This is a genomic window from Thermanaerothrix daxensis (genome assembly GCF_001306145.1).
Taxonomy (GTDB): domain Bacteria; phylum Chloroflexota; class Anaerolineae; order Anaerolineales; family Anaerolineaceae; genus Thermanaerothrix; species Thermanaerothrix daxensis.
Genome location: NZ_LGKO01000005.1, coordinates 865,114 through 887,442, shown reverse-complemented (window position 1 = coordinate 887,442; position 22,329 = coordinate 865,114). Strand labels below are relative to the sequence as shown.

Below are 22,329 nucleotides of genomic sequence, written 5' to 3'. Positions count from 1 at the left end.
GGGATGCCACCTCGGCAGCGCTGGCCTGGCGCCTCTCCCTGGGTGACCCCTGGCCGGAAGCGCTCAGGTGGGCCGCTGCCACCGGCGCCGCTACCGTGCTGACCGAAGGTACCGCCGATTGTCACTTTGCAGATGTGCAAAACCTTTACCCCCTGGTCCAGATTCGTGAACTTCGTCCTTCCTAAAACCGTTGCTCTCGGTCTATAGGATCAACCCTCAAAATGAAGGCACCTCATCCGATTGGGATTGAGAATTCACCTGTGCGGTGATCTGGGGGCCTCCTGCAATCTTCACATCCCCGCAATTGATTAAAAAAGCCACCTAGCCCCAGAATGCTATATAATTCCAACGATTATGGTTGCCTCGCCTGTTCATCCCGGCGTCTCTTACACGGTGGTCACCGAAATCTTTCAAGGCCCACTCGATCTCCTGCTCTACCTGATCGAACGGGCAGAACTGGATATTACGCGTCTCTCGCTGGCTCAGGTCACCGATCAATATCTTGAACATCTTAAGTATCTCGAGAATCGAGACCCGGACGAGGTGTCCGCCTTCCTGGTAATCGCTGCGCGCTTGTTGCAAATCAAATCAGCCGCACTGCTCCCCCGCCTGGCAGCCAATTCGGACCTCAATCTACAATCTGATGCCGATGCCGAAACTGGTGAAGATCTGGTAGAGCAACTAAAGCGCTACAAGCGCTTTAAAGCAGCCGCCGAGCACTTGCAGGCACGAGAGCACCTAAACTGGCGCACCTACACACGCAGCGGTCCACCTCCCCTTCACCACCTCAACCTCAAACCCCACCTGGAGGGATTGTCCCTTGAAGAATTGGTGACTGCTGCCCGCAGCATTCTGACCAAACGGACCTCTCCCGAAGATCTTGAGAAGGTGGTCATGCTTCCACGCATTACCATCCGGCAGAAGATTTCGCACTTACTGCGCACGTTGCGCCAAATCCCCCGCGTAACTTTTCGCTACCTCCTTGGCAACCAGGCGACCCGTACCGATGTAGTGGTCACCTTCCTGGCGATGCTGGAACTCATCAAACAGCGCCTGATCATTGCTCATCAACCGGCTCTCTTTGCCGAAATTGAGGTTGAAGCCACCGGCGAACTGCCAGATGAACAAAACCTGGCGATAGAGTTCGAGGACTGACATAGCCGATCCCCACACCTACTCGGAGCGAGCCACGCGAGCGCTTATCTCATCTAATCGAGCAACCTCCTCTTCAGAAAGTCGCCATCCCAGCGCCCCGAGGTTTTGCTCAGCTTGGCCACGGTTTTTAACCCCCGGGATCGGCAACACCCCCTTGCAAATGAGCCAGTTCAGCGCGACCTGTGCGGGGGTACGTCCTTCGTGGGTATGACCAATGTCACGTAAGGTTTGCAGCAAAGGTTGAATTTTTTTCAAATACTGCCGGTTATAGCGTCGTCCACGAAAACCTGAAGGGGGATTTTCGGGGGTGTATTTTCCCGTTAAGATTCCCATCGCTAATGGACTATACGCAATTAATGTGATTCCAAGGTCCTGGCAGGCGCGCAGGAGCCCGTTTCTTTCCACACTCCGATCCAGCAAATGGTACTCCACCTGATTTGAAGCCAGAGGAATACCGTGGCGAGTCAACACCTCATAGGCTCGCATCATTTGATCGTAATTATAGTTTGAAACCCCAACTGCCAGCGCCCACCCCCTTTGAACCGCCTCTATTAGAGCCTCCATCCACACCTCAATCCGCACTGGTGGAAGTGGCCAATGAATCTGGTAGAGATCCACCTGCTCCCGGCGTAAGCGACGCAGGCTACGTTGCAATGCCCGTAGCAAATCCTGCCGCCGCAGTCGCCACGGATAGGGCATAAATTTCGTTGCTATGCGAACAGGTTGGCCAGTTTCAGCCACAAATTCCCCGAGCAGGCTCTCAGAGAGCCCTTGACCATAGACTTCAGCCGTATCAAAAAAGGTCAATCCCGAGTTTACGCAAAAGAGGAACGCTTCCTTAAGATCCCCGCGTTGATAACCTCGTCCAAACCCCCACACCAAACGATCTCCCCATGACCACGTGCCTACTCCCATCTCCACCCCAGAAAAAACGGGATGCCGTGAAAGCCCATCACTCTCCATACCGCCTCCGTTTGAAAAAGAAACAACATTGAGACCTTCCATCCTGAAAATTATATAGCCAATCCCTTCAGTTGCACCCTTGCCGAAAACCGTCGAAGTTCATAGAATGATAACCATGACCCAGGATGATGTCTCCCCCATCCGCCAGCAATATCTGGAAATCAAGCGTCAGTACCCCAACGCCATTCTTTTCTTTCGCCTGGGTGATTTCTACGAAACTTTCGATGAGGATGCCGAGATCACGGCGCGTGAGCTCGATATTGTGCTCACCTCGCGCAATGTTGCTAAGGGGGTACGCGTGCCCATGGCGGGCATCCCCTATCATGCTGTTGAAAACTACCTCTCCCGCCTGATCGAAAAGGGCTACCATGTCGCCATCTGTGAACAGGTTGGGGAACAACCTACCCGCGGCCTATTCCCCCGCCAGGTTGTGCGCGTGGTGACTCCTGGTACCGTCGTTGAACCGGCCCTGCTCAAAACCGATTACAACAATTACCTTGCCGCGCTAATTGTCCAGGAAAACGCGGCGGGAATTGCCTATGTGGATATCACCACTGGCGAATTTCGGGCCACAGAACTGAGCGGAAGCAACCTGGAAACTCTCCTCCGGGCTGAACTCACTCGCATTCAGCCCGCCGAAACCCTCCTACCCGAGACACAAACCTCGCTTGGCGAATTCATACCCAACCACATTACTCCCGTTCCAGCCTGGCGCTTCGAACCTGCCCGTTGTCAGGAGCTATTGAAGAATCATTTTGGTGTAGCATTGTTGGATGGCTACGGCCTCACAAAGAAACCTTTGGCAATCGGAGCCGCAGGGGCAATCCTTCAGTATCTGCAGGAAACTCAACCTAACGCACTCAAACTGCTCACCAGCCTTGCCACCTACACCTCTTCTGATTTTATGCTGTTGGATGCCAATACCCGGCGCAGCCTGGAACTCACGGAAACCATGCGCCAGGGAGAAACGCAGGGTTCATTGCTGAACGTATTGGATTACACCGTCACTCCCATGGGACGGCGTCTGCTGCGCCAGTGGTTGAGTAAGCCCCTCATCAATCCTGAAGCCATTCGCCAGCGTCAGGAAATTGTGGAGTATTTCTTCACCCGTGGTTTGCTTCGTGCCGATTTACGTATCCGCCTGCGCGGCCTGGGCGACCTCGAACGTTTGACCAACCGCGTGATTGCCGGTCACGCTGGTCCCCGTGATCTGGCAGGGCTGCGCAATATTTTGCGGGGGTTACCAGCAGTGCTGGGTCTTTTTGATGAAGGGGTAGAGAGCCCACTTCAGAGCCTCCTTGAGCGCTTTCATCTTGAAACAGATCTACGCGAGATTCTGGAAGCCGCTTTGGTGGAAGAACCTCCGGCTACACTCCAAACCACCGGTATCATTCAACCGGGGTATTCCGCAGAATTGGATCAAATAATCCGGGCGTCTCAGCATGCCCGCGATTGGATCGCCAACCTGGAAGCCACTGAGCGCGAGCGCACTGGCATCAAGACCCTTAAAGTCGGCTACAACAAAGTCTTTGGCTATTACATCGAAATCTCGCGCGCCCTGGCCTCACAAGCCCCTCCCGAATATATTCGCAAGCAGACCCTGGTTAACGCCGAGCGCTTTATCACCCCGCAGATGAAGGAATATGAGGCGCTCATCTTGAATGCAGAGGATCGCATCCGCGAGGTAGAGACCCAATTATTTAAAGAATTGTGTCAGAAGGTCATCGCGGTTAGCCGAGAGCTTCTGGATACCGCCCAGGCCCTGGCCGAACTGGATGTATATGCAGCACTGGCTGAGGCTGCGGCGCTTAATGGTTACACTCGCCCCGAGATCACAGAGGACTTGACCCTGGACATTCGCGAGGGGCGACACCCAGTCGTAGAAAAAATGCTTAAGGGTGAGCGCTTCGTTCCCAATGATGCGGTTTTCGAAGAGGGTGAGGTCATTCGCATCATCACTGGCCCCAACATGAGCGGAAAGTCCACTTTTTTACGTCAGGTCGCCCTCATCGTGCTGATGGCCCAAATTGGCTCTTTTGTCCCGGCCGCCTCAGCCCGCATAGGATGGGTGGATCGCATCTTCACCCGAATCGGCGCCCAGGATGAGATCTTCGCCGGTCAGTCTACCTTCATGGTCGAGATGACCGAAACCGCCAATATCCTCAACCACGCCACACAACGTAGCCTTCTGATACTGGATGAAATCGGGCGTGGTACCTCCACCTACGATGGGCTTTCCATCGCTTGGGCTGTTGTAGAATATCTCCATAATCACCCTCGCCTGCGTCCACGCACGCTATTCGCCACTCATTACCATGAGTTAACCCAACTGGCTGAGCTTCTACCCGGCGTGCGTAATTACAACGTGGCAGTTACCGAGGCCGAAAACCGGGTCATCTTTCTACATAAAATTGTGCCAGGTGGAGCCGATCGCTCCTACGGCATTCACGTCGCTCAACTGGCAGGCCTGCCGCGACCGGTCATCCAACGTGCCAGTGAAATCCTTGAACAACTTGAACGAACTTCAGGGCGTGCCATCACTCTCAACCCAACCCTACCCCAACAACTCACCCTCTTCCCCGAAACCAATCCCCTGCTTGAAGAGCTAAAAGCGCTAGATCTAAACGTGTTAACCCCACTTGAAGCGCTCAACAAACTTTACGAGTGGCAGAGAAAGTATCTGGATTCAAAATAGGCCAAAACGCTTCCTCTAGTGGCGGATTAAACTAATGCTGGTCAAATGAGATGGTTGCAACCGCTCAGAAAGCGGAAATGGCGCTTGAGCCGCACGCGCATAGTGTGCTGTAAAAACCTCGGCTGCGTTCAGAGCGGTAACATTACTGCGAACACATGCCAATGTGTTGAGGGTCTCATCAAAGAGATCTACCCCGGTTGCCAATCCATTCCACCACACTGCTTGAGCCGCATATCGCACATTAATTTGGGGTTCTGGGCGGTCAAAATCCTCAAAAAACCACCCACACGAGGTGTACATTCGTTGTTTGTTGAGTTGAGCGCGCATCAAATAGTCCACCTGGCGCAAGGCCCTTTCCCGCGGCACTTCGCCAGTAAGCCAGAAGAACAATTCACTCAAACTAACACGCCCCATTAATACTTCAATGTAGCGCTCAGCCAATCGCCAGGGATCAACCAGGTAACGCCCCACAATTTGGACATATAAACTATCCAGTTGTTCACCCAAATGACGCAACGCTTGCCAAAAGGGAGCCTTCCAATCACTGTGCGGGGTACACTCACACCCACGTGACCACCGCGTCAGGCCGTGATGGCAACTCCAGGAAGTCGCCGGGAGAACGCCCACCTTTCTCCGAGGGGGATGCTCTTTCAACCAGAGCCCCAAAAACGTGCTTTGGAATGTCTCATTCCCCTTCTGTGTCAAATGAGCCAGAAAATGATCGCGGAAAGGTTGATGATGCCCGTACAATTCGCCATCTGAAGCGACCAAAATCAGGCGGTCCTCTGGGCTAGCGTGGGCGATTGCCTCCACCAGAAGATCTCGGAAATGATCGGCGTTCAAGGTCGCTAGAGGGTCAAAACTTACCCGAGTACTGAGATCTGCATGGTAGAAAAAGAGCGCCAGGGGCTTACCAGTGTCATTGTCTTTCCATTCGTAAGGTTGGGTGACATCTATCTCAGGGTCCGCAGCCTGCCAGGGGGCCAGAATAGTGAACCGCACACCTAATTCAGCGCAGAGCGCCAGAGTTTCCTCATCTACCGCGGTTTCGGGCAACCACAACCCACTGGCCGGATGGCCAAAACGATGCTCAAAGGCCCGCAATCCCCAAAGAATTTCGATCTTTCGATCATGCAATGGCAACAAGGGTAGGATGACATGGAAGTAGGGCTGTGCCATGCCGTTCCCCTCACCCTGTTGCCGATAGTGATGGCGTTCCTGGGCTACAATTTTGGCCAGGGTAATCGGGTCATGGCCGCTCATCCAGTTTAATAAGGTCGGACCAAAATCAAAAGAGATACGCCCAAAGTTACCCAGATCGGCATTGGGTTGATAGCAATGGGCATGAACGCGCTCATTCCAGTTCCGAAAAGGTGCCGCACCCTGTTCGTCCGGGATCTCCCCCGTTATAGGATCTTCTCGCGGGGGTTGGTAAAAGTGCCCATGTACACAAAACGCAGAGATACTCATAATGCCTCCTGCGTCCCCAGCCATCCCGCCGAGGGGTTCAATGACCTGGTTAGGAATGTGATTTGCTGATGAAAACGCGCCGGGATAATCCCAAACACCCGCGGGAGACTATCCAATGAGGTCGTGCGATCAGAGGAAAGGTAGTCCAGCCAATAAATTGACATAGGGAAACCTCGCCACTGATCCAAAATTAAAGCCAGAATTTTGAGGCTTCCCAAAGGGATGTTGATCACCCAACGCTTCAGATGCAATGTGTCCATGATTTGCCCTACTATCTGACGCAATGAAAGGTACTCCGGGCCACCAATCGAGATCACCTGGTTTTCCAGGGGCGGGTATTCCAGAGCAATGTCCAGGGCTTCAACCAGATCCCCTATCCATAAGGGCTGGAGCAACATTTCCCCATCTCCGGGCATCAGAAAAAAACCGGGGGTTCGGCGTAAAAGTGTGGCCAAACCCGTAATAAACTGATCGCCCGGCCCATAGGTTACTGCCGAACGCAGAATAGTATAGGGCACACCACTATTTATCACTAATGCTTCGGCAATTCCTTTGGCCTTGAGCAAGGGAAAAGCCGAAGCACGGTTGGCCCCCAAATGGCTCAAATAAACCAGCCGCCGTACACCCGCCTTAGCAGCCGCCTCGGCTAGGGCACGTGTGGCACGTACATCCACCCGTTCAAACGAAGCCCGACTGCTCTCACGCTCAGCACCAATCAGATGGATGATATGAGTTACACCCCTAAGGGCGGCTGCCAGTGCCCGCTCATCCCCCAAATCACAAACGACGGCGTCAATAGGTACCCCTTTCGGCAACTGGAGGGACTTGCGTCCCGGTCTTAATAGCAAACGTATCGGTCGCCGCCGCGCCACCAGATGGCGCACCAACGCCTGACCGACGAACCCCGTTGCACCGGTCACCAGGATCATGACTAGCATTATTATACTTGCATTGCCCAATTCCTCCGATCTACACACCCTGCTAGATCCCGTTGAATCAATCCACAAAAGAAGATTGCGATATAATCTCTTCCGGAGGTTTTACCATCATGGCTGCAATCCTGGAACACTTATACAATCGTCTTCAGCAAATGGGACTGGATGCGCTGGTACTTATCCCAGGCCCCAACTTTTTTTATCTGACCCACCTTCAAATGCATTTATTTGAGCGCCCAATTTGCTTGCTTTTGATTCCAGGCGAATCACCGCGGCTTGTCCTTCCGGCTTTCGAGGTTCAAAGCCTGGAAAAAAGTCCGCTCGATCTTCAAGCCGTGCCTTACCCGGATGATCCTACAGCCTGGGAAGGTGCTTTTGCTCAGGCCGTTCGTCCTCTCCAGGGGAAAGCCAGCCGCATTGGAGTGGAACCCACCCGCCTGCGATTCTTGGAATTGAATTTATTGCAGAAGGCACTTCCTAATGCTACTTTCCTCTCTGCGGAAGAGGCACTGGCAGCGCTCCGACTCCAGAAATCCGAAGCGGAGGTAGCCAGCCTGCGTAAGGCCGTAGAGATTGCGCAGGTAGCACTCCAGGCCACCCTACCGGCCATCCGCCCGGGCACCTCAGAACGCGAAATCGCTAGTGAACTGTACATTCAACTCTTACGTGCAGGTTCGGAAACCCCATTGCCGTTTGCCCCGATTATTGCTAGTGGCCCTAATGCTGCTAACCCTCACGTCACACCCGAGGACCGCGTTCTGCAATTAGGAGATGTGGTGTTAGTTGATTGGGGCGCCACCTGGAACGGATACTGCGCCGATCTAACGCGGGTGTTTGGGCTGGGAAATATCCCACCGGACCTCAAAGTGGCTCACGAAATTGTTTTGGCAGCCAATCAGGCGGCACGTGCCAGGGTCCGCCCGGGCCTGCCCGCAGGTGAGATTGATCGGGCAGCCCGTAGCGTGATTGAGCGTGCCGGTTATGGCGCTTATTTCACCCACCGCACGGGCCACGGGCTGGGCCTGGAAGCCCACGAACCGCCTTACATCTACGCCGACAACACCCTCCCCCTGGCAACGGGCATGGTCTTCACCATTGAACCCGGATTATATTTCCCCGCAATGGGGGGCATTCGGATAGAAGACAATGTGGTTGTAACCGAAACAGGTTGCCTGACACTATCCGACTTTCCTCGAGACCTGATCAACCTGCTTGAATAGAACCCGGAGGGAGACTCCCCATGCTTTTGATTTCCGATGCGCAACCCTTCTTTTTCCCGCGAGGTCGCATAGCGTGTTTGCTGGTCCATGGTTTTACCGGCACCCCAAAGGAAATGCGGGGGCTGGGTGAATTCCTGGCAGGTCTTGATTACACTGTTCTGGGTATCCGCCTGGCAGGGCATGCCACACACATTAGAGACCTGATGCGCTGTCGTTGGGAGGATTGGCTGGCAAGTGTCGAGGACGGCCTGGCTCTGCTTCATTCTGCCTACGAACAGGTTTTTGTCATTGGGCTCTCAATGGGTGGAATTCTGGCGCTTTTAGCAGCAGCCAATTATCCTGTGCACGGAGCGGTTGCCCTCTCCACTCCCTACGCTCTGCCCAATGATTGGCGTCTGAAATTTATCCGTTGGCTTAAGTATCTACAACCTTTTGTGCCCAAAGGAAATCCTGATTGGCATAACCCCGCCCTAGCCAAAGAGCATCGCGAATATCCGGCTTATCCCACAGCTGGGATTGAACAACTTCTTGCCCTGCTATCCAGGATGCGCCAGGAACTCCCTCTTATCCGGGTGCCGGTGTTGCTCATGCACTCTCGACAGGATCGCGCCGTTTCCCCTGAAAATGCCATCCGCATCTTTGAGGCTTTGGAAACCCCCGAGAAGAAACTCGTCTGGGTGGAAAACAGTGGGCATGTGCTCACTTGTGATACCGATTACCCCATTGTCTTTCATGAAATCGCCGCTTTTTTGAAATCCTTCTCCCAACCGGGTTCAGTAACATGACTCGCGACCTGGCCCTGGTTGTCATTTCCTTATTCGCCTGGGGCGTCGGGGAAGGGGCTTTCACCTTCTTCCAAACTCTTTATATGGAATCCCTTGGGGCCACTCCGCTGCTCATTGGGGGTATCTTGAGCGCCTGGGGGCTGGCCATGGCTTTAACCCAGCTTCCAGCTGGCTATCTCACCGACCGCCTAGGGCCGCGTCCGTTAATGTGGTTTTCGTGGATCATGGGCACAATCGCCGCCGCCTTGATGGCTGCAGCGCATAGCTTGCAAGGATTTGTCATCGGCCTGGTCATCTACGGCCTCACCTCTTCTGTGCTGGCGCCCATGAACACTTACATTACCGCTGCACGTGGCACCTGGACACCCGCACGGGCGCTGAGCGTTGCCTCCGCTAGTTTCACCCTGGGTGCCGCCCTGGGTCCAGTGGTAGGTGGCCTTATCGCCCAAACTTGGGGGCTGCGTCAAATCTACTATTTCGGTTTCTTCACGTTTGGACTTTCAACCTTGCTGGTACTTTTCATTCGCCCCATTGCCCCTGCACCCCCTTCACGCCTCCCTCGCTCTGCTTTGCCCACAGCACGCCCTTTTCTCAATCTCTTAGCCTTCAATGGGTTGGGGATCATCGCACTTTATCTTGCCCAACCCCTCACTCCCAATTTCCTGACTACCCATCGTGGTATTACCATGGAGCAAATCGGGCTATTTGGCAGCCTGTGCAGTCTGGGTACCACCGCATTGGCGCTTGCTTTTGGGCATCTCAAACCAACCATGGGCGTTACATTGGGGTTGGTAACCGGTATATCCTTCGCGTTTATTACCTGGCTGAGTCACTCCCCGTGGTGGTTCGGGGTAGGATATTTCCTGCTGGGAGGGTTCCGGTTCTATCGGGCCATGATCTTGGCTTGGGCGCGTTCCCTGGTAGGGGAACAACAGGTAGGTTCTGCCTACGGGCTGATTGAGACCGTCAACGCTTTGGGGATTGTGATTAGCGCCGCACTTGCGGGCTGGCTCTATCAGCGTTCCCCTTCTCTTGTGTATCTGGTGGCGCTGCTTCTGGGCATAATCGCTCTTAGCATCAGCCAGCGCTTTAGTGCCGGGGAATCTCTCAGCCCCGAGCCCGCTTTGGTTCCCGGTCACGGGGAGGATTGATCCATGCCGCTTGAGATCAGATCATTCAAATTGGGCCCTCTGGCAAATAACACTTACCTGCTTATTGAAATCCCTCGCCGCGAAGCCATCGTCATTGACCCCTCCTTTGAGTGTGAAGTTCTCCTCGACACGTTAGAAAAAGAGAATCTTCAACTCACTCAAATCTGGATCACCCATGCACATTTTGATCACATTGCGGGAGTCCCAACCCTTGCTAGCCGAATCCCCCACCTCAAGATAGGGTTACACCCTGCCGATTCACCCATCTGGCACCAAAACGGTGGGGCCGACTGGTTCGGGTGGTCATTGAACGTCCAGGTGGATCCAAATTTCACCTTCTTTCACGGCCAGGTCCTCAAATTTGGAGAAACTCTAATCGAGGTTCGTCATACCCCCGGCCACTCTCCCGGCCACGTGATTTTCTTATTGCCTTCCCAAGGAATCGTATTCTGTGGTGATCTAATTTTTTACCATGGTGTTGGTCGCACAGATCTGCCCGGCGGTGATTTTGAACAACTCCATCGCAGTATCACCGAACAGGTACTCACCCTTCCCCCCCACACACGTTTGCTTCCGGGACATGGTCCAGAAACCACAATAGCCGAGGAACGCTCACAGAACCCCTGGCTGGATAATAAAACTGCCCTTTGACAGCCCATTATTAGGTAAAGGAGATGCCATGAATCGGAATATTTGGTGGATCGTTATCGGTTTAATCGCCTTTATGTTTTGCTGTTGCTTGGTTCTGGTTATGACAGGAATGGGCATTGGGCTGTTATTAATTCAGTCCACTTCTTCTCTCTCCTCTCCTACTCCGCTCAGCCATCTTGAAACTTCTACTATCCCCCGGTTTACCTTAACCCCCTACTCCACTTCTCCGGATCCTGTCCCTGAGGGACCCTATGAAACGCTTGAACGTCTGCGCAATACCACCGTCCCAAGCCGCGACTTAAACGACCTGGCACGTCGCCTGGAGGGCAAGCGCTTTATCCCCTCTATGCAACCCGCGCGCCCCTATCGGCTGGGAGATCGCGAATCCTTCTGGGTGGCCAATGTAGACACCAATCAGAATTTTAGCGTGACGGCCGAGCTCGCCTACGCTGCCGATTGTGCCTATTTCTGGATTGAGGAGGGAATTAGTTACCGCACCAGTGATCTACAAGACCTGGCCGAGACATTTTGCAAACACATTTACCCCACCACGCGCGAATTCTTCGGCAGCGAATGGAACCCAGGCATTGACAATGACCCGCGCATATATATCTTGTATGCTTCAAATCTGGGCAATTCAGTTGCTGCTTATTTCTCCTCTTCTGACTCTATACATCCGCTGGCTCAGGAATATTCGAATGCCCACGAGATGTTCATCGTCAACGCCGACAATACCCCCTTGGACGACCCTTATACCTATGGTGTGTTAGCACACGAATTTCAACACATGATCCACTGGTATCGCGATCGCAATGAAGAATCCTGGCTGAATGAAGGTTTTTCAGAGTTAGCCGCCTTTCTTAATGGCTATGACCCCGGTGGTTTTGATTATCTTTTCGCTCGCGAACCCGACCTGCAATTAAACGATTGGCCGAACGACCCCAATGCCACCACTCCCCATTACGGCGCTTCGTTTCTGTTCGTGGCCTATTTTCTGGATCGTTTTGGCGAAAAAGCCACACAGGCCCTGGTGGCACACCCGGATAACGGTATGGATAGCCTCGATGCTGTGCTTAGGGACATGGGCGCTATCGATCCAATAACAGGACAATACTACACCGCCGATGATGTCTTCGTGGATTGGACGATCACCAATTATTTACAAGATGCATCATTGGCCGACGGGCGATACACCTACCACCGCTATGACATCCCGCCAACCTTCACGGTAACCGAAGATCTCCAATCGTGTGATACCAGTGAGATCACCGGGACGGTCCACCAGTATGGAACCGATTACATCCAAATTACCTGCCCCGGGCGCTGGCGCCTGCACTTCGAGGGCAACCACGAAGTTGGTGTGCTCCCCGTAGGGGCCTATTCAGGGAATTATGCCTTCTGGTCAAACAAGGGGGACGAATCAGACATGACGTTAACCCAGACGTTCGACTTCACGTCTATTGAAGGGCCCATTACCCTTACCTACTGGACCTGGTATGACCTGGAAAAAGACTACGACTATCTTTACCTGCTGGCTTCTGAGAACGGTGAGGATTGGCAGATACTTACCACCCCATCGTGTACCCTTAATGACCCCTCGGGTAACTCTTATGGCTGTGGCTACAACGGCAGCAGTCAGGGGTATATTCAAGAGCACGTTGACCTGTCTCAATTTGCCGGCAAGCGCGTGACCTTGCGCTTTGAGTACATCACGGATGCCGCTGTTAATGGTGAGGGTTTTTTGCTGGATGATGTGGCCATCCCAGCGATTAATTATTTCAGCGACTTTGAGCAAGATGAAGGAGGCTGGCAGGCAGAAGGGTTTGTACGCATCCAAAACCGCTTACCTCAAACCTTCCGCCTGACTCTCATCCGTCAAGGCCGAACCACCTCTATTGAGCCCCTGGCCTTAGGTGCCAACCAACGCGCTCAATTTGAGTTCACCCTGGATACGCGGGACACAGCTACGCTGGTCATTAGCGGCACCACCCGCTTCACCCGCCAGCCAGCCACCTACCGCCTGCTCTTAGAACGACGATGAGGAAACCCCGCTACGCCGTTGATGTCCCTCCGCCCCTGCGCAACCGCTCCAGTTCCTGCTCCAACTCATGCCGCCGCGCCCTGGCGGCTTCTTGAATATCCGCCAGAAACTTCTGATAAGCCTGTACAATCCGCTGCTGTGTGCTCGGGCCCGGTGCCGGTGCCAGCAGAAGGCCTACCAGGCTTCCCACAACCCAACCAACTAACAGACCCATTAGGAAACGACCTATCTGGCGCATGGTTCAACCTCCTTTTGCACCGTACAGACGTAATACCTTGAAAATCCAGGGAGCTCCTGCTGTAACCCATGCCCCCACAATCCCATACCTGAAATACCGTAAGACCATTCCGAGCAGGTTTTCGCTACTGCCGTCCAGAGAACTTAAGAATCGCCCAGAGGCCATGCCTAATCCTGCGTAGAACACCCCCAGACCTATCAAGCCAATGCTATAACGCAGAACCCGTTGCGTTAGAGTGCCTCCTGAGGGATAACTTCCCCATCGGTGTGTGCAGATGATCCACCCTGCCAAAGCCCCCAGCCACGTTCCTGCAATGGTGATCAGCCCATCCAGCGAGAAGGGTTGCAGTGGGATGAGCCCGATTTTACTTTGGACAATCGCCACCCACTCCTCAGGAAGTGCCCAGGTTCGAAACGCCATAGCAAGCCCCCAACCGATGACCGGAATAGCCACCGAGGAGACCGCCGCAAACACCAATTGTCTTGGCATGGAAAGGAATCCCCACCAACGCGAAAAGCAAGGCGCCAACCGCAGGAAAGCCCACAGCAATAGAGCCCCAACCAGCCATCCCGCGAGCACATCACTAATAAAGTGGACCCCCAGGTAGATCCGCGAGAGACCAATGACGAGGATGACCAGACCGATCACCCACTTGATTCCTTTGTTCCGGGCCAAAACAGCCCCAAACCCCCATAAACTGGCAGCATTCTGAGCATGTCCTGAGGGAATGCCAAATGAGGTCTCTACTGTCAATGCCTGAACCCGCCTATCCAACCAGAAAGGCCGAGGCGCATGGAAGATGAACTTCAGGTAGGTATTGAGGGCACTGCTGATTAGCAATAAAAGGGCAAACTGCATACCAATCGTAGCATCCACACACCAGAAAATCCACGGCATGACCAGCAAATAAAACTGCTCAGTCCCTAACGTGGAAATGAAAGACATCAAAGGCTGTAACCATAATCCCAGATTTTGGAAGGCGATCACCCAGGTGATCTGATCCATAATAAGATACCTCTGGTATGATTTTTAGCCATGGCAATTGACGAACCGATTGCTATTATTGTACACTCAAATTATGCAGGCAAAACCGGAACGCTGGTTTTCCTTCCCAACCGCGGTTTGTCTCCTCGCCGCGATGACAGTAGCCGCCTCGCACCTGAGCAGCACTGGCTGGACGGAAAATCTAGAGAAGGTGACTCAAGCTGTGCTGGCCGGTGGATTGCTGGGCCTAGCCTTAGGATACAGTCGTTTCCCTCGCCGGCTGGCTTTGGCTCTCGGTGTGGGCTACACCGCCTTTTTCGTACCCTGGCAATTGGGGTTGCTTATTCAAGACCAATCCCTCTGGCTTGCTCGATTAAATACTCTCTACGCACGCCTGTACTGGGCTACATACCAGTTTGTTAACAATCGGCCCGTGACCGATCCGCTGCTCTTTCTGAGCAGCATGCTATTGCTTTTTTGGGGTATTAGTTTGAGTGCTGGCTATTTGCAAGTGCGCTATGGGCGCCCCTGGATCCCCATAATCATCGGTGGTGTCTCCATTGTGTTAGTAGACATCTACCACCCCACTTTGGGACAGAAGGGGACCGCCCTGGCAACTTACGTTGTCCTGAGCCTGCTCTTGATCACCCTGCTCCATTACCACCACAACGCTGCCCAATGGGAACGCACGGCTACAGCCGTAGATATGGAAACCGAGTTTACGCTCGGCAAATGGGCTTTGGGTATTACTCTGGTGATAGTTCTGCTGGCCTGGAACGCTGCTAATCTGACCACCTCTGCTGTCGAGACGCCAGAGGGTGCGACCTGGCTGCGTTCTTCCTGGTTGACGCTGCGCAAACGGATGGAAAACCTCTTTGCTCCTCTGCGCGGGCCAGCCGTGATTACCGTGCAGGTTTACTCAGCCAACCTGAATCTAGGCACCGGCGTATCCCTCTCAGAAGACGTGGTTTTCACCGCTCAGGCCAGCCAACCCCGCCCAGAGGGGGCTGTGTACTATTGGCGCGCTTACATCTACGACACGTATGAGAACGGGGTCTGGAGAAACACCTTTGAGGAAGAGGTGCCTTTTGAAGCCGGCGAATTCCTTACCTCACCTAATCTTCTTTATCGCGACCGTGTGAATATTGAATTCACCATTGAGGCCAATCGTCACCTGGAAACGCTCTACGCGCCTTCTATTCCCCTGAGCGTAGATCGTCCAGTTACCGCCCTGATTGACCAGCGCCCGTTGGCAGAGATTCCCCCACTCGAGGCGCTCGCTCTCAAGGTACACCCTCTGCTTCGACCTGAAGAGCGCTATACTGTCCAATCGCTGATCGCCAATCCCACGGAGGCCGATTTACGCGCCGCAGGCCGCGATTACCCGGATTGGATTCGCGAACGCTACCTAAATGTACCCATACCCCTCACCTTTTCTAAACTAGCAGGGACCATTGCCGGGGAATTAGACAACCCCTACGATCAGGTAGTTGCCATCACCCAGTACCTGCGTGAAAATTACATTTATTCGACCACCATCCCCACTCCTCCCCGAGATCGCGATCCCATCCTGTGGTTTTTGTTCGATCTCAAGCGCGGTTTCTGTAATTATTATGCAACTGCGGAAGTGCTATTGGTGCGCTCTCTAGGAATTCCAGCCCGTCTTGCCGTGGGCTACGCGCAGGGGGAACCCGACCCCACCAATACCCAGTTTACAGTGCGTCAGAAACACAGTCACGCCTGGCCCGAAGTCTACTTCCCAGGAATCGGGTGGGTCGAATTTGAACCCACTTCGGCTCAACCGTTGATTGTTCGCCCTTCGGGGGCCAACTTACAGGAAGAGCTTACCCCACCAGTAGCCAACCCATCCCGCAGCAACACACGTGAACTGGCTGAGCAATTTAACCGCCTTGAGGAAGCAGAAATAGACGGAAATAATAACGTGGCCTCTCCCCTTGACAGCACTACCTTTGACCGTTTCGTGCCCTTCCTACTGGTTGGGTTTGCCTTAGGAGGACTGGTGTATGCAGTGCTCCGAATGAACCAGATTCTACGCACCAGTCCAGAGCGTTCGCTCGCTGTTTATCTCGAGCGAGAGTTATTGAACCGGGGCTGGCAAGCACCCAGATGGTTACACTTATGGGCCAATTACGTTCGTCTCACCCCTATGGAACGCCTATTTCTTCAGGTTGAACTGATCAGCCGATTACTCCGGCAGATCGCCCCTACCGGCACAACTCCAGCCGAGCACATTTACGCCCTGATTCATGAGTATCCTGACCTGGAAACCCCCGCGCGAGTATTTCTGACCGAATACGAAAAGGCGCTTTACAGCCCTTATACCGCTGATCTCACCAACGCACGCCAGGCACTGAAAAAACTCTGGCAAGAGGCTTGGCGCCTGCGGTTGAGGCAGAAACCCCTGGCCAATGAGGCCAGGTCAGGTCTTTCGTAGATAACAACCCTTAATCCCACATGTTTTGGATCAGGCACACGACTTGGCGAAGCCCAAGAGCGACACTCTCGATTTCAATAAATTCCTCAGCTGTGTGAGCGCGCCCCCCGCGAGCAAGACCAATGCAGACAGCCGGATAGCCCTGGCTCAAAGGGGCACTGGCATCCGTTGAGGCTTGTTCCAATGTCGCATCAATTCCAAATTGGGCCAAACATAGCCGCACCTTTTGCACTAAAGGATGAGAGGGCGGAATAGACCCTGCGGGACGGTTTCCCATATGTAGCAGATCCACACTTATCCCCCTACCCCATCCTCTGTACTGGCGTAACACCCGTTGGATCTCTACCTCAAGGTTTTCAAGAGGCGTTTCTTCCTCACAGCGCAGCTCCATGTCCATCCAGGCCTCTGGGGCACGAGTATTCACAGAAACGCCACCTTGAATCACCCCAATATTTATGACGGTGCGGGGAGAGGCAGGCAATGGAACGTGCAGTAACTCGTGAGCAATGGCAATCAGGGTATGAATGGCTGAGGGAATCTCCCGCGCTGCCCAGGGATGCCCACCAGGCGCCCGCACATGAATCCGGTAGCGCCTGACCGCCAGGGCACGATGCACCACTCTGCCCAGCCCAATTCCCTCCAGCACCAAATACGCTACCGGGCGAGCCGCAAAGCGCCGTACAATGGCTTTCATTCCCTTTAAGTCGCCGTGCCCCTCTTCGCCGACCGTGGCTACCAACCAAAGATCACCCGGTAAATGCCATTGGTGTTGTGCCCCTAGAAGTCCTATCCCCAGTAGAACCGCCAATCCCAAGGCATTATCCCCGATGCCGGGACCGGTGATCTTACTTTCAGAACGGCTTAACGAAAGATTTTGCCCCTCTGAAAACACCGAGTCTAAGTGCGCCGTCAGAAGCAGCGGCGCACCGCTGCCTCCGGGTAGACATGCCAGTACATTGCCCACCTCGTCCTGTATCACCTCTGGAAGGCCTATTTGGATCAACTGCTCTTTTAGATAACTGGCGCGCTGAGACTCCCTGAGCGATGGAGCAGGAATGGCCTGAATAGCACAGGCCTGCTGCAAGACATAGGTTCTAAGATCCTCAATCAATGAAATGGGAATGGAATCACTCACAGCACACTTACGGAATCGCGTAAAACCTCAAGACGCGCTTGGGCAAGGCCCGGTAAAGCATCTAAGGCATAAAATGGACCGCTACCCTCCACCACAAGAGAGGCTGAGATATTCCCACATAGCGTTGCCTCTAAAGGGTCGTAGGTTTGGCGGTATCCGGCCAAAAATCCCCCCCCAAACGCATCCCCAGCCCCTGTTGGATCAGCAACTCGTGCAGGATACGCCGGTATCACCCAGCGTTTCCGCCCACTTTTTTCAAACAGATATTGCCCCGCTTCCCCGCGCTTAATGATCACAAACTCGCATCCCCAGGAGGCTATTGCTTCTGCCATTTCCCAGATATCTGTACTTCGTCCCTGAAATAGATGCCTGAGATCCTCCTCGGCGACGATAAAAGCCGTGACGCCCCGGACAAGAGGGGGGATCTGCTCCCACATGGCTGGATGCATATATTCGCTACCTGGATCTAATGTAATCGTGGTTATGTTTCCCTTACGCAGAGCCGAGGGAAGCAGTGCGTGACTTAAATAATCCATGGGGGCAAGATGAGCCGCCGTGGCTTCCAGATAATCCGCCGGAATGTCATTCAAACGCAAAGTGAGTGGTGTGGGATGAGCGGGATGGTTAAGGCTCCGGTGTGGCGGAACATAGCCCAATAATGCTTTGGGAACAGGAATTCCCAATTGCGCAAACCACGCCAGTGGGTTGCCTGCCTCTTCTGCGCCTTCCAGATGGCAAATCACTCGGCGCAAGTCGACAGCCTGGGGTAAAATGCGAATCCCCCGCGTATCCAGCCCATAAGACGCAAACCCCTCCAGCCACTCTTGGGGATAATCCTCACCCACCCGACTGATCAACCCAACCGCACGATCCCAAATCAAGATTCCTACGGCTGCATAAATGGCGCCACCCCCTGGTACGTCCAGGCAAGGCCTTCCTTCGAGGGGGAGGATAAAGTCGCGCTGGAGACGCCCAGCCACCACATAGCGCAAATAATGGGACTCCATAAGAATTCGTTTTCCGCCCTTTTTTACGCCCAGTCCTACAGGTTCAACGCCGCCCGCTTCCCAATTCGGCAATCTGCCTCAGCACACTTAACACGCTTATTCCTACCTTAACCCCGTCCTGAGCAGTCAGTTTTACCTGGGATTGAGATTGCTCGGCGCGCTGGATTAGCAAATAGGCAGCCAAAACCCCCGAAATTAGCCCTAGGGCAGCCCCTAAAATCAGGGCATTGCGTTTCCATGGCTCCATCATACCTTCACTCCTCGAGTGGAATTCCTGACCGCTAAGATGAGTTGCCAGAAGAGATCCCTGGCACGTCGCCAAACGGCCAACATACTATGTACTGCAAACACAGGCTGCACGCTACGATCACTCCAGTTAATCACCCCATTCCTTACCCGCTCCACCCCAGCCAGTAACCTCTCAGTCCAAATTGGAAGGTTTGCTGTCAAACGGTAAAGCAGGACCGCCAGAGCCACGCTTATAACCAGGCTTAGCAGAATCAAAATGAAAAGAGGGCTTATCAACACAATCAGAGCAATGGCGGCCCACTGACCACTGCCCACCCCAAGCGGATTAAGGGTGAAGATCAGTGCTGCTGTAGGCAGAATAAGAAACAAAAGCAGTGCTACAGCAAGCGGAAAATAAATTTGAATGAACACCTGCTTCCGATGCTGCTGAATCGAGGTTCGAAAAGAGCGTGCAGGTTGACTTTCCATCATGCTTTTATTTTAGCACGCTTCATCCCGATAAAAAGCCAAACCCCAGAGGGTTTATCAGCACCTCTGGGGTTTGGAAAATGCCTGGCTTCAAGCGGCTACGGTTTCTGCCGCTACGATTGCCTGGAAGGTTAAACCCTCCGGGCCGCGGTCCACGCGAATGGTGTCGCCCTCCCTAAATTCGCCTGCCAGGATCTTCAGAGCCAGAGGATCCTGAAGTTCTCGCTGGATCGCGCGTTTGAGAGGACGGGCGCCAAAATCCGGGTCATAACCCACTTCCGCCAAGTACTGACGAGCCGCCTCGGTGACCTCCAGACGATAGCCACGCTCTTCTATCAATTTCTCCAACCGCCGCAACTGAATATTGACGATTTGGACAAGATGTTCACGAGTCAGCGGTTTGAAGACCAAAATCTCATCAATGCGGTTGAGAAATTCAGGGCGGAAATAGGCTTGCAACACACGGGTCACTTCATCTCGTGTAACCGCTCCGTGGCGGTTAAGCCACAGGTCACTGCCTAGGTTGCTCGTCATGATGATCACCGTGTTGCGAAAGTCCACGGTTCGTCCTTGCCCATCCGTCAAACGACCGTCATCCAGAACCTGCAGCAAGACATTGAAGACCTCATGATGGGCCTTTTCAATCTCGTCAAACAAGATGACGCTGAACGGGCGACGTCGTACGGCTTCGGTCAGTTGACCGCCCTCCTCATAGCCTACATAGCCCGGCGGGGCGCCGATCAGGCGCGAGACCGTGTGTTTCTCCTGGTACTCGCTCATGTCAATGCGGATCATGGCGCGCTCGTCATCAAAGAGCAACTCTGCCAGAGCGCGTGCCAGTTCGGTCTTGCCCACACCGGTTGGTCCAAGGAAAATGAATGAACCGATGGGGCGATTGGGATCTTGCAAACCCGCCCGTGCGCGGCGCACGGCATTGGCCAGGCTACGTACCGCTTCCTCCTGATCCACTACGCGCTGGTGCAAGCGTTCTTCCATATGGATCAGTTTTTCGGTCTCGCCCTCCATGAGACGCGCTACCGGGATGCCCGTCCACCGCGAGACAACCTCGGCAATTTCCTCAGCATCCACCTCTTCCTTCAGCAACGCCCCCTCAGCCTGTAACTTGCGCAGATGCTCCTCGGCTGCGCGAAGTTGGGCCTCCAGTTCACGCAAAGTGCCGTAGCGCAAACGAGCAACCTTCTCCAGATCCGCACGACGCTCGGCGTCTTCGATCTCAATGCGGGTCTGCTCGATCCGCTCCTTAATCGCACGCAATTGAGCAATGGCCTGCTTCTCGGCCTGCCAGCGCTCATGCAATTGACGTGAGCGTTCTTTGAGCACCTTAAGTTCCTCTTCGATCTTCTCCAGGCGCTCGCGAGAAGCCTTATCCTGCTCCTTCTGGAGTGCCTGACGCTCAATCTCTAATTGCATGATTTGGCGATCAACATCATCCAGCGCCTGGGGTTTGGAGTCAATCTCAGTGCGCAGGCGGGCAGCGGCTTCATCAATCAGGTCAATGGCCTTATCCGGCAAGCGCCGATCCGGGATGTAACGATGTGAGAGCGTTGCCGCTGCAATAACCGCCGCATCCGTAATGCGCACACCATGGTGAACTTCATAACGTTCCTTCAACCCTCGTAGGATGCTGATAGTATCCTCAACCGAGGGTTCTGCCACATACACAGGTTGGAAACGACGCTCCAGCGCCGGGTCCTTCTCTACGTATTTTCGGTATTCATCCACCGTGGTAGCGCCGATCATGTGAAGTTCACCCCGTGCCAGCATGGGCTTGAGCATGTTGCTGGCATCCATGGCGCCTTCAGCTGCACCAGCACCGACCACCGTGTGCATCTCATCCACAAAAAGGATGATTTCGCCCGCGGCAGCTGTAATCTCTTGCAGGACGGCTTTGAGCCGCTCCTCAAACTCACCCCGATACTTTGCCCCGGCAATTAAGGCTCCCATATCCAACTGGATGATGCGTTTATGTTTCAAGCCTTCGGGGACATCGCCTTTGACAATCCGCTGAGCCAGTCCCTCGACAATGGCGGTTTTACCCACGCCCGGGTCACCAATCAGAGCAGGATTGTTTTTCGTCCGCCTTGAGAGGATTTGGATCACACGGCGGATCTCCTCATCTCGCCCAATCACCGGATCCAGCTTCCCCTGGCGTGCCATTGCCGTCAGGTCACGCCCATACTTTTCCAGCGCCTGGTAAGTGTCCTCAGGATTGGGAGAGGTGACCCGCTGAGTTCCACGAATCTCAGCCAGTGCCTTGAGAATGGCCTCTTTAGTCAGGCCAAACTGAGCCAGGCGTTTACCCTCAATGCTATCGGCTAGCCCCAGGAGCAGATGCTCGGTCGAAACATATTCATCCTGCATGCCCTTGGCATACCGCTCGGCCGCAGCCAGCACGTCTGCTAAGGCTTGCGAAACGCCCACCTGAGCCGTGGTGCCGTAAACCTTGGGGCGTCGTTCGAGATCGGCACGCACCGCATCGCGTAAGCCAATGACGCTACCAGCCACCTTTGTAATAATCGCCGGGATAATGCCTTCGGCCTGTTGTACCAAAGCCAGGAGCAAATGAGCTGGTTCAATAGCCTGATGATTCAGGTCGCGAGCCAGTTGCTGCGCCTGGAAGAGAGCTTCCTGTGCTTTTTGAGTATACCGTTCTAGATTCATTGAATACCTCCGAATACCTCCTTCGATATTTCCAGATTTACCGCT

The 22,329-nt window shown here is 54.0% G+C and carries 18 protein-coding genes and 1 pseudogene; 9 read left to right on the top strand and 10 right to left on the bottom strand.

All coding sequences use genetic code 11. From position 1 onward, the window contains the following. Nucleotides 1–185 (top strand): annotated as a pseudogene (locus tag SE15_RS14515) (1-phosphofructokinase family hexose kinase); the annotation flags it as partial. A gap of 169 nt (nt 186–354) precedes the next feature. Next, a complete protein-coding gene (locus tag SE15_RS12660; protein WP_054522461.1) occupies nt 355–1,155 on the top strand; it encodes a segregation and condensation protein A in 801 nt (266 codons plus the stop codon). Nucleotides 1,156–1,173: 18 nt separating this feature from the next. On the opposite strand, the gene SE15_RS12655 is transcribed toward SE15_RS12660, so the two are convergent. Then, on the bottom strand, nt 1,174–2,118 hold the full coding sequence (locus tag SE15_RS12655; protein ID WP_054522460.1) for an aldo/keto reductase: 945 nt from the start codon (nt 2,116–2,118) through the stop codon (nt 1,174–1,176). Between the two features lie 115 nt (nt 2,119–2,233). On the opposite strand from SE15_RS12655, the gene mutS reads away from it, so the two are divergent. Then, entirely contained in the window at nt 2,234–4,813 is a 2,580-nt protein-coding gene (gene mutS, locus SE15_RS12650) for a DNA mismatch repair protein MutS (RefSeq protein WP_054522459.1), read from the top strand. Between the two features lie 15 nt (nt 4,814–4,828). Here mutS and SE15_RS12645 read toward each other — a convergent pair whose 3' ends face one another. Together SE15_RS12645 and SE15_RS12640 are read right to left on the bottom strand one after the other, a co-directional pair. Further along, nucleotides 4,829–6,283 carry a DUF3536 domain-containing protein gene (locus tag SE15_RS12645; protein WP_054522458.1) on the bottom strand — a complete coding sequence of 485 codons (1,455 nt, stop codon included), beginning with the start codon at nt 6,281–6,283 and terminating at the stop codon, nt 4,829–4,831. After that, a complete protein-coding gene (locus SE15_RS12640) occupies nt 6,280–7,212 on the bottom strand; it encodes an NAD(P)H-binding protein (RefSeq protein ID WP_054522457.1) in 933 nt (310 codons plus the stop codon). The genes SE15_RS12645 and SE15_RS12640 overlap by 4 nt, the downstream gene beginning before the upstream one ends. A 119-nt stretch (nt 7,213–7,331) precedes the next feature. On the opposite strand from SE15_RS12640, the gene SE15_RS12635 reads away from it, so the two are divergent. Genes SE15_RS12635 through SE15_RS12615 form a run of 5 tightly spaced genes read left to right on the top strand, consistent with a single transcriptional unit; the run spans nt 7,332 to nt 13,066 of the window. Further along, complete coding sequence (locus SE15_RS12635) at nt 7,332–8,438, top strand: M24 family metallopeptidase (protein WP_054522456.1); 1,107 nt, start codon at nt 7,332–7,334, stop codon at nt 8,436–8,438. 20 nt (nt 8,439–8,458) lie between these two features. After that, nucleotides 8,459–9,223 (top strand): alpha/beta hydrolase, encoded by a 765-nt coding sequence (locus SE15_RS12630; RefSeq protein ID WP_054522455.1) that lies wholly within the window; start codon nt 8,459–8,461, stop codon nt 9,221–9,223. Then, nucleotides 9,220–10,374, top strand: a complete 1,155-nt coding sequence (locus SE15_RS12625; RefSeq protein WP_054522454.1) for an MFS transporter — start codon at nt 9,220–9,222, stop codon at nt 10,372–10,374. The genes SE15_RS12630 and SE15_RS12625 overlap by 4 nt, the downstream gene beginning before the upstream one ends. 3 nt (nt 10,375–10,377) lie before the next feature. Further along, nucleotides 10,378–11,025 carry an MBL fold metallo-hydrolase gene (locus tag SE15_RS12620; protein WP_054522453.1) on the top strand — a complete coding sequence of 216 codons (648 nt, stop codon included), beginning with the start codon at nt 10,378–10,380 and terminating at the stop codon, nt 11,023–11,025. Nucleotides 11,026–11,053: 28 nt separating this feature from the next. Continuing rightward, a complete protein-coding gene (locus SE15_RS12615; protein ID WP_054522452.1) occupies nt 11,054–13,066 on the top strand; it encodes a M6 family metallopeptidase in 2,013 nt (670 codons plus the stop codon). Between the two features lie 10 nt (nt 13,067–13,076). Here the strand turns inward: SE15_RS12615 and SE15_RS12610 are convergent, their stop codons facing one another. Then, nucleotides 13,077–13,304 carry a YtxH domain-containing protein gene (locus SE15_RS12610; protein ID WP_054522451.1) on the bottom strand — a complete coding sequence of 76 codons (228 nt, stop codon included), beginning with the start codon at nt 13,302–13,304 and terminating at the stop codon, nt 13,077–13,079. 3 nt (nt 13,305–13,307) lie between these two features. Next, nucleotides 13,308–14,309 carry a phosphatase PAP2 family protein gene (locus tag SE15_RS12605; RefSeq protein WP_054522450.1) on the bottom strand — a complete coding sequence of 334 codons (1,002 nt, stop codon included), beginning with the start codon at nt 14,307–14,309 and terminating at the stop codon, nt 13,308–13,310. 73 nt (nt 14,310–14,382) lie between these two features. Between SE15_RS12605 and SE15_RS12600 the strand changes: the two genes are divergently transcribed. After that, on the top strand, nt 14,383–16,743 hold the full coding sequence (locus SE15_RS12600; RefSeq protein ID WP_054522449.1) for a transglutaminase family protein: 2,361 nt from the start codon (nt 14,383–14,385) through the stop codon (nt 16,741–16,743). Nucleotides 16,744–16,753: 10 nt separating this feature from the next. Here the strand turns inward: SE15_RS12600 and SE15_RS12595 are convergent, their stop codons facing one another. The 5 genes from SE15_RS12595 to clpB form a co-directional block, all read right to left on the bottom strand. After that, the gene (locus tag SE15_RS12595; protein ID WP_054522448.1) at nt 16,754–17,878 is read right to left on the bottom strand and encodes a M20/M25/M40 family metallo-hydrolase; all 1,125 of its coding nucleotides are present in this window, start codon (nt 17,876–17,878) and stop codon (nt 16,754–16,756) included. After that, nucleotides 17,875–18,885 (bottom strand): carbohydrate kinase family protein, encoded by a 1,011-nt coding sequence (locus SE15_RS12590; protein WP_054522447.1) that lies wholly within the window; start codon nt 18,883–18,885, stop codon nt 17,875–17,877. The genes SE15_RS12595 and SE15_RS12590 overlap by 4 nt, the downstream gene beginning before the upstream one ends. 43 nt (nt 18,886–18,928) lie before the next feature. Continuing rightward, nucleotides 18,929–19,135, bottom strand: a complete 207-nt coding sequence (locus SE15_RS12585; protein WP_054522446.1) for a hypothetical protein — start codon at nt 19,133–19,135, stop codon at nt 18,929–18,931. Beyond that, nucleotides 19,132–19,605, bottom strand: a complete 474-nt coding sequence (locus SE15_RS12580) for a hypothetical protein (protein WP_054522445.1) — start codon at nt 19,603–19,605, stop codon at nt 19,132–19,134. Before SE15_RS12580 ends, SE15_RS12585 begins: the two co-directional genes overlap by 4 nt. Before the next feature lie 87 nt (nt 19,606–19,692). Then, nucleotides 19,693–22,284 (bottom strand): ATP-dependent chaperone ClpB, encoded by a 2,592-nt coding sequence (gene clpB, locus SE15_RS12575; protein WP_054522444.1) that lies wholly within the window; start codon nt 22,282–22,284, stop codon nt 19,693–19,695. Nucleotides 22,285–22,329: the final 45 nt, after the last annotated feature.

Coding starts and splice junctions, on each gene's coding strand:
- SE15_RS12660 (WP_054522461.1), top strand. CDS start 355: ATGGTTGCCTCGCCTGTTCATCCCGGCGTCTCTTACACGGTGGTCACC.
- SE15_RS12655 (WP_054522460.1), bottom strand. CDS start 2,118: ATGGAGAGTGATGGGCTTTCACGGCATCCCGTTTTTTCTGGGGTGGAG.
- mutS (WP_054522459.1), top strand. CDS start 2,234: ATGACCCAGGATGATGTCTCCCCCATCCGCCAGCAATATCTGGAAATC.
- SE15_RS12645 (WP_054522458.1), bottom strand. CDS start 6,283: ATGAGTATCTCTGCGTTTTGTGTACATGGGCACTTTTACCAACCCCCG.
- SE15_RS12640 (WP_054522457.1), bottom strand. CDS start 7,212: ATGATCCTGGTGACCGGTGCAACGGGGTTCGTCGGTCAGGCGTTGGTG.
- SE15_RS12635 (WP_054522456.1), top strand. CDS start 7,332: ATGGCTGCAATCCTGGAACACTTATACAATCGTCTTCAGCAAATGGGA.
- SE15_RS12630 (WP_054522455.1), top strand. CDS start 8,459: ATGCTTTTGATTTCCGATGCGCAACCCTTCTTTTTCCCGCGAGGTCGC.
- SE15_RS12625 (WP_054522454.1), top strand. CDS start 9,220: ATGACTCGCGACCTGGCCCTGGTTGTCATTTCCTTATTCGCCTGGGGC.
- SE15_RS12620 (WP_054522453.1), top strand. CDS start 10,378: ATGCCGCTTGAGATCAGATCATTCAAATTGGGCCCTCTGGCAAATAAC.
- SE15_RS12615 (WP_054522452.1), top strand. CDS start 11,054: ATGAATCGGAATATTTGGTGGATCGTTATCGGTTTAATCGCCTTTATG.
- SE15_RS12610 (WP_054522451.1), bottom strand. CDS start 13,304: ATGCGCCAGATAGGTCGTTTCCTAATGGGTCTGTTAGTTGGTTGGGTT.
- SE15_RS12605 (WP_054522450.1), bottom strand. CDS start 14,309: ATGGATCAGATCACCTGGGTGATCGCCTTCCAAAATCTGGGATTATGG.
- SE15_RS12600 (WP_054522449.1), top strand. CDS start 14,383: ATGCAGGCAAAACCGGAACGCTGGTTTTCCTTCCCAACCGCGGTTTGT.
- SE15_RS12590 (WP_054522447.1), bottom strand. CDS start 18,885: ATGGAGTCCCATTATTTGCGCTATGTGGTGGCTGGGCGTCTCCAGCGC.
- SE15_RS12585 (WP_054522446.1), bottom strand. CDS start 19,135: ATGATGGAGCCATGGAAACGCAATGCCCTGATTTTAGGGGCTGCCCTA.
- SE15_RS12580 (WP_054522445.1), bottom strand. CDS start 19,605: ATGATGGAAAGTCAACCTGCACGCTCTTTTCGAACCTCGATTCAGCAG.
- clpB (WP_054522444.1), bottom strand. CDS start 22,284: ATGAATCTAGAACGGTATACTCAAAAAGCACAGGAAGCTCTCTTCCAG.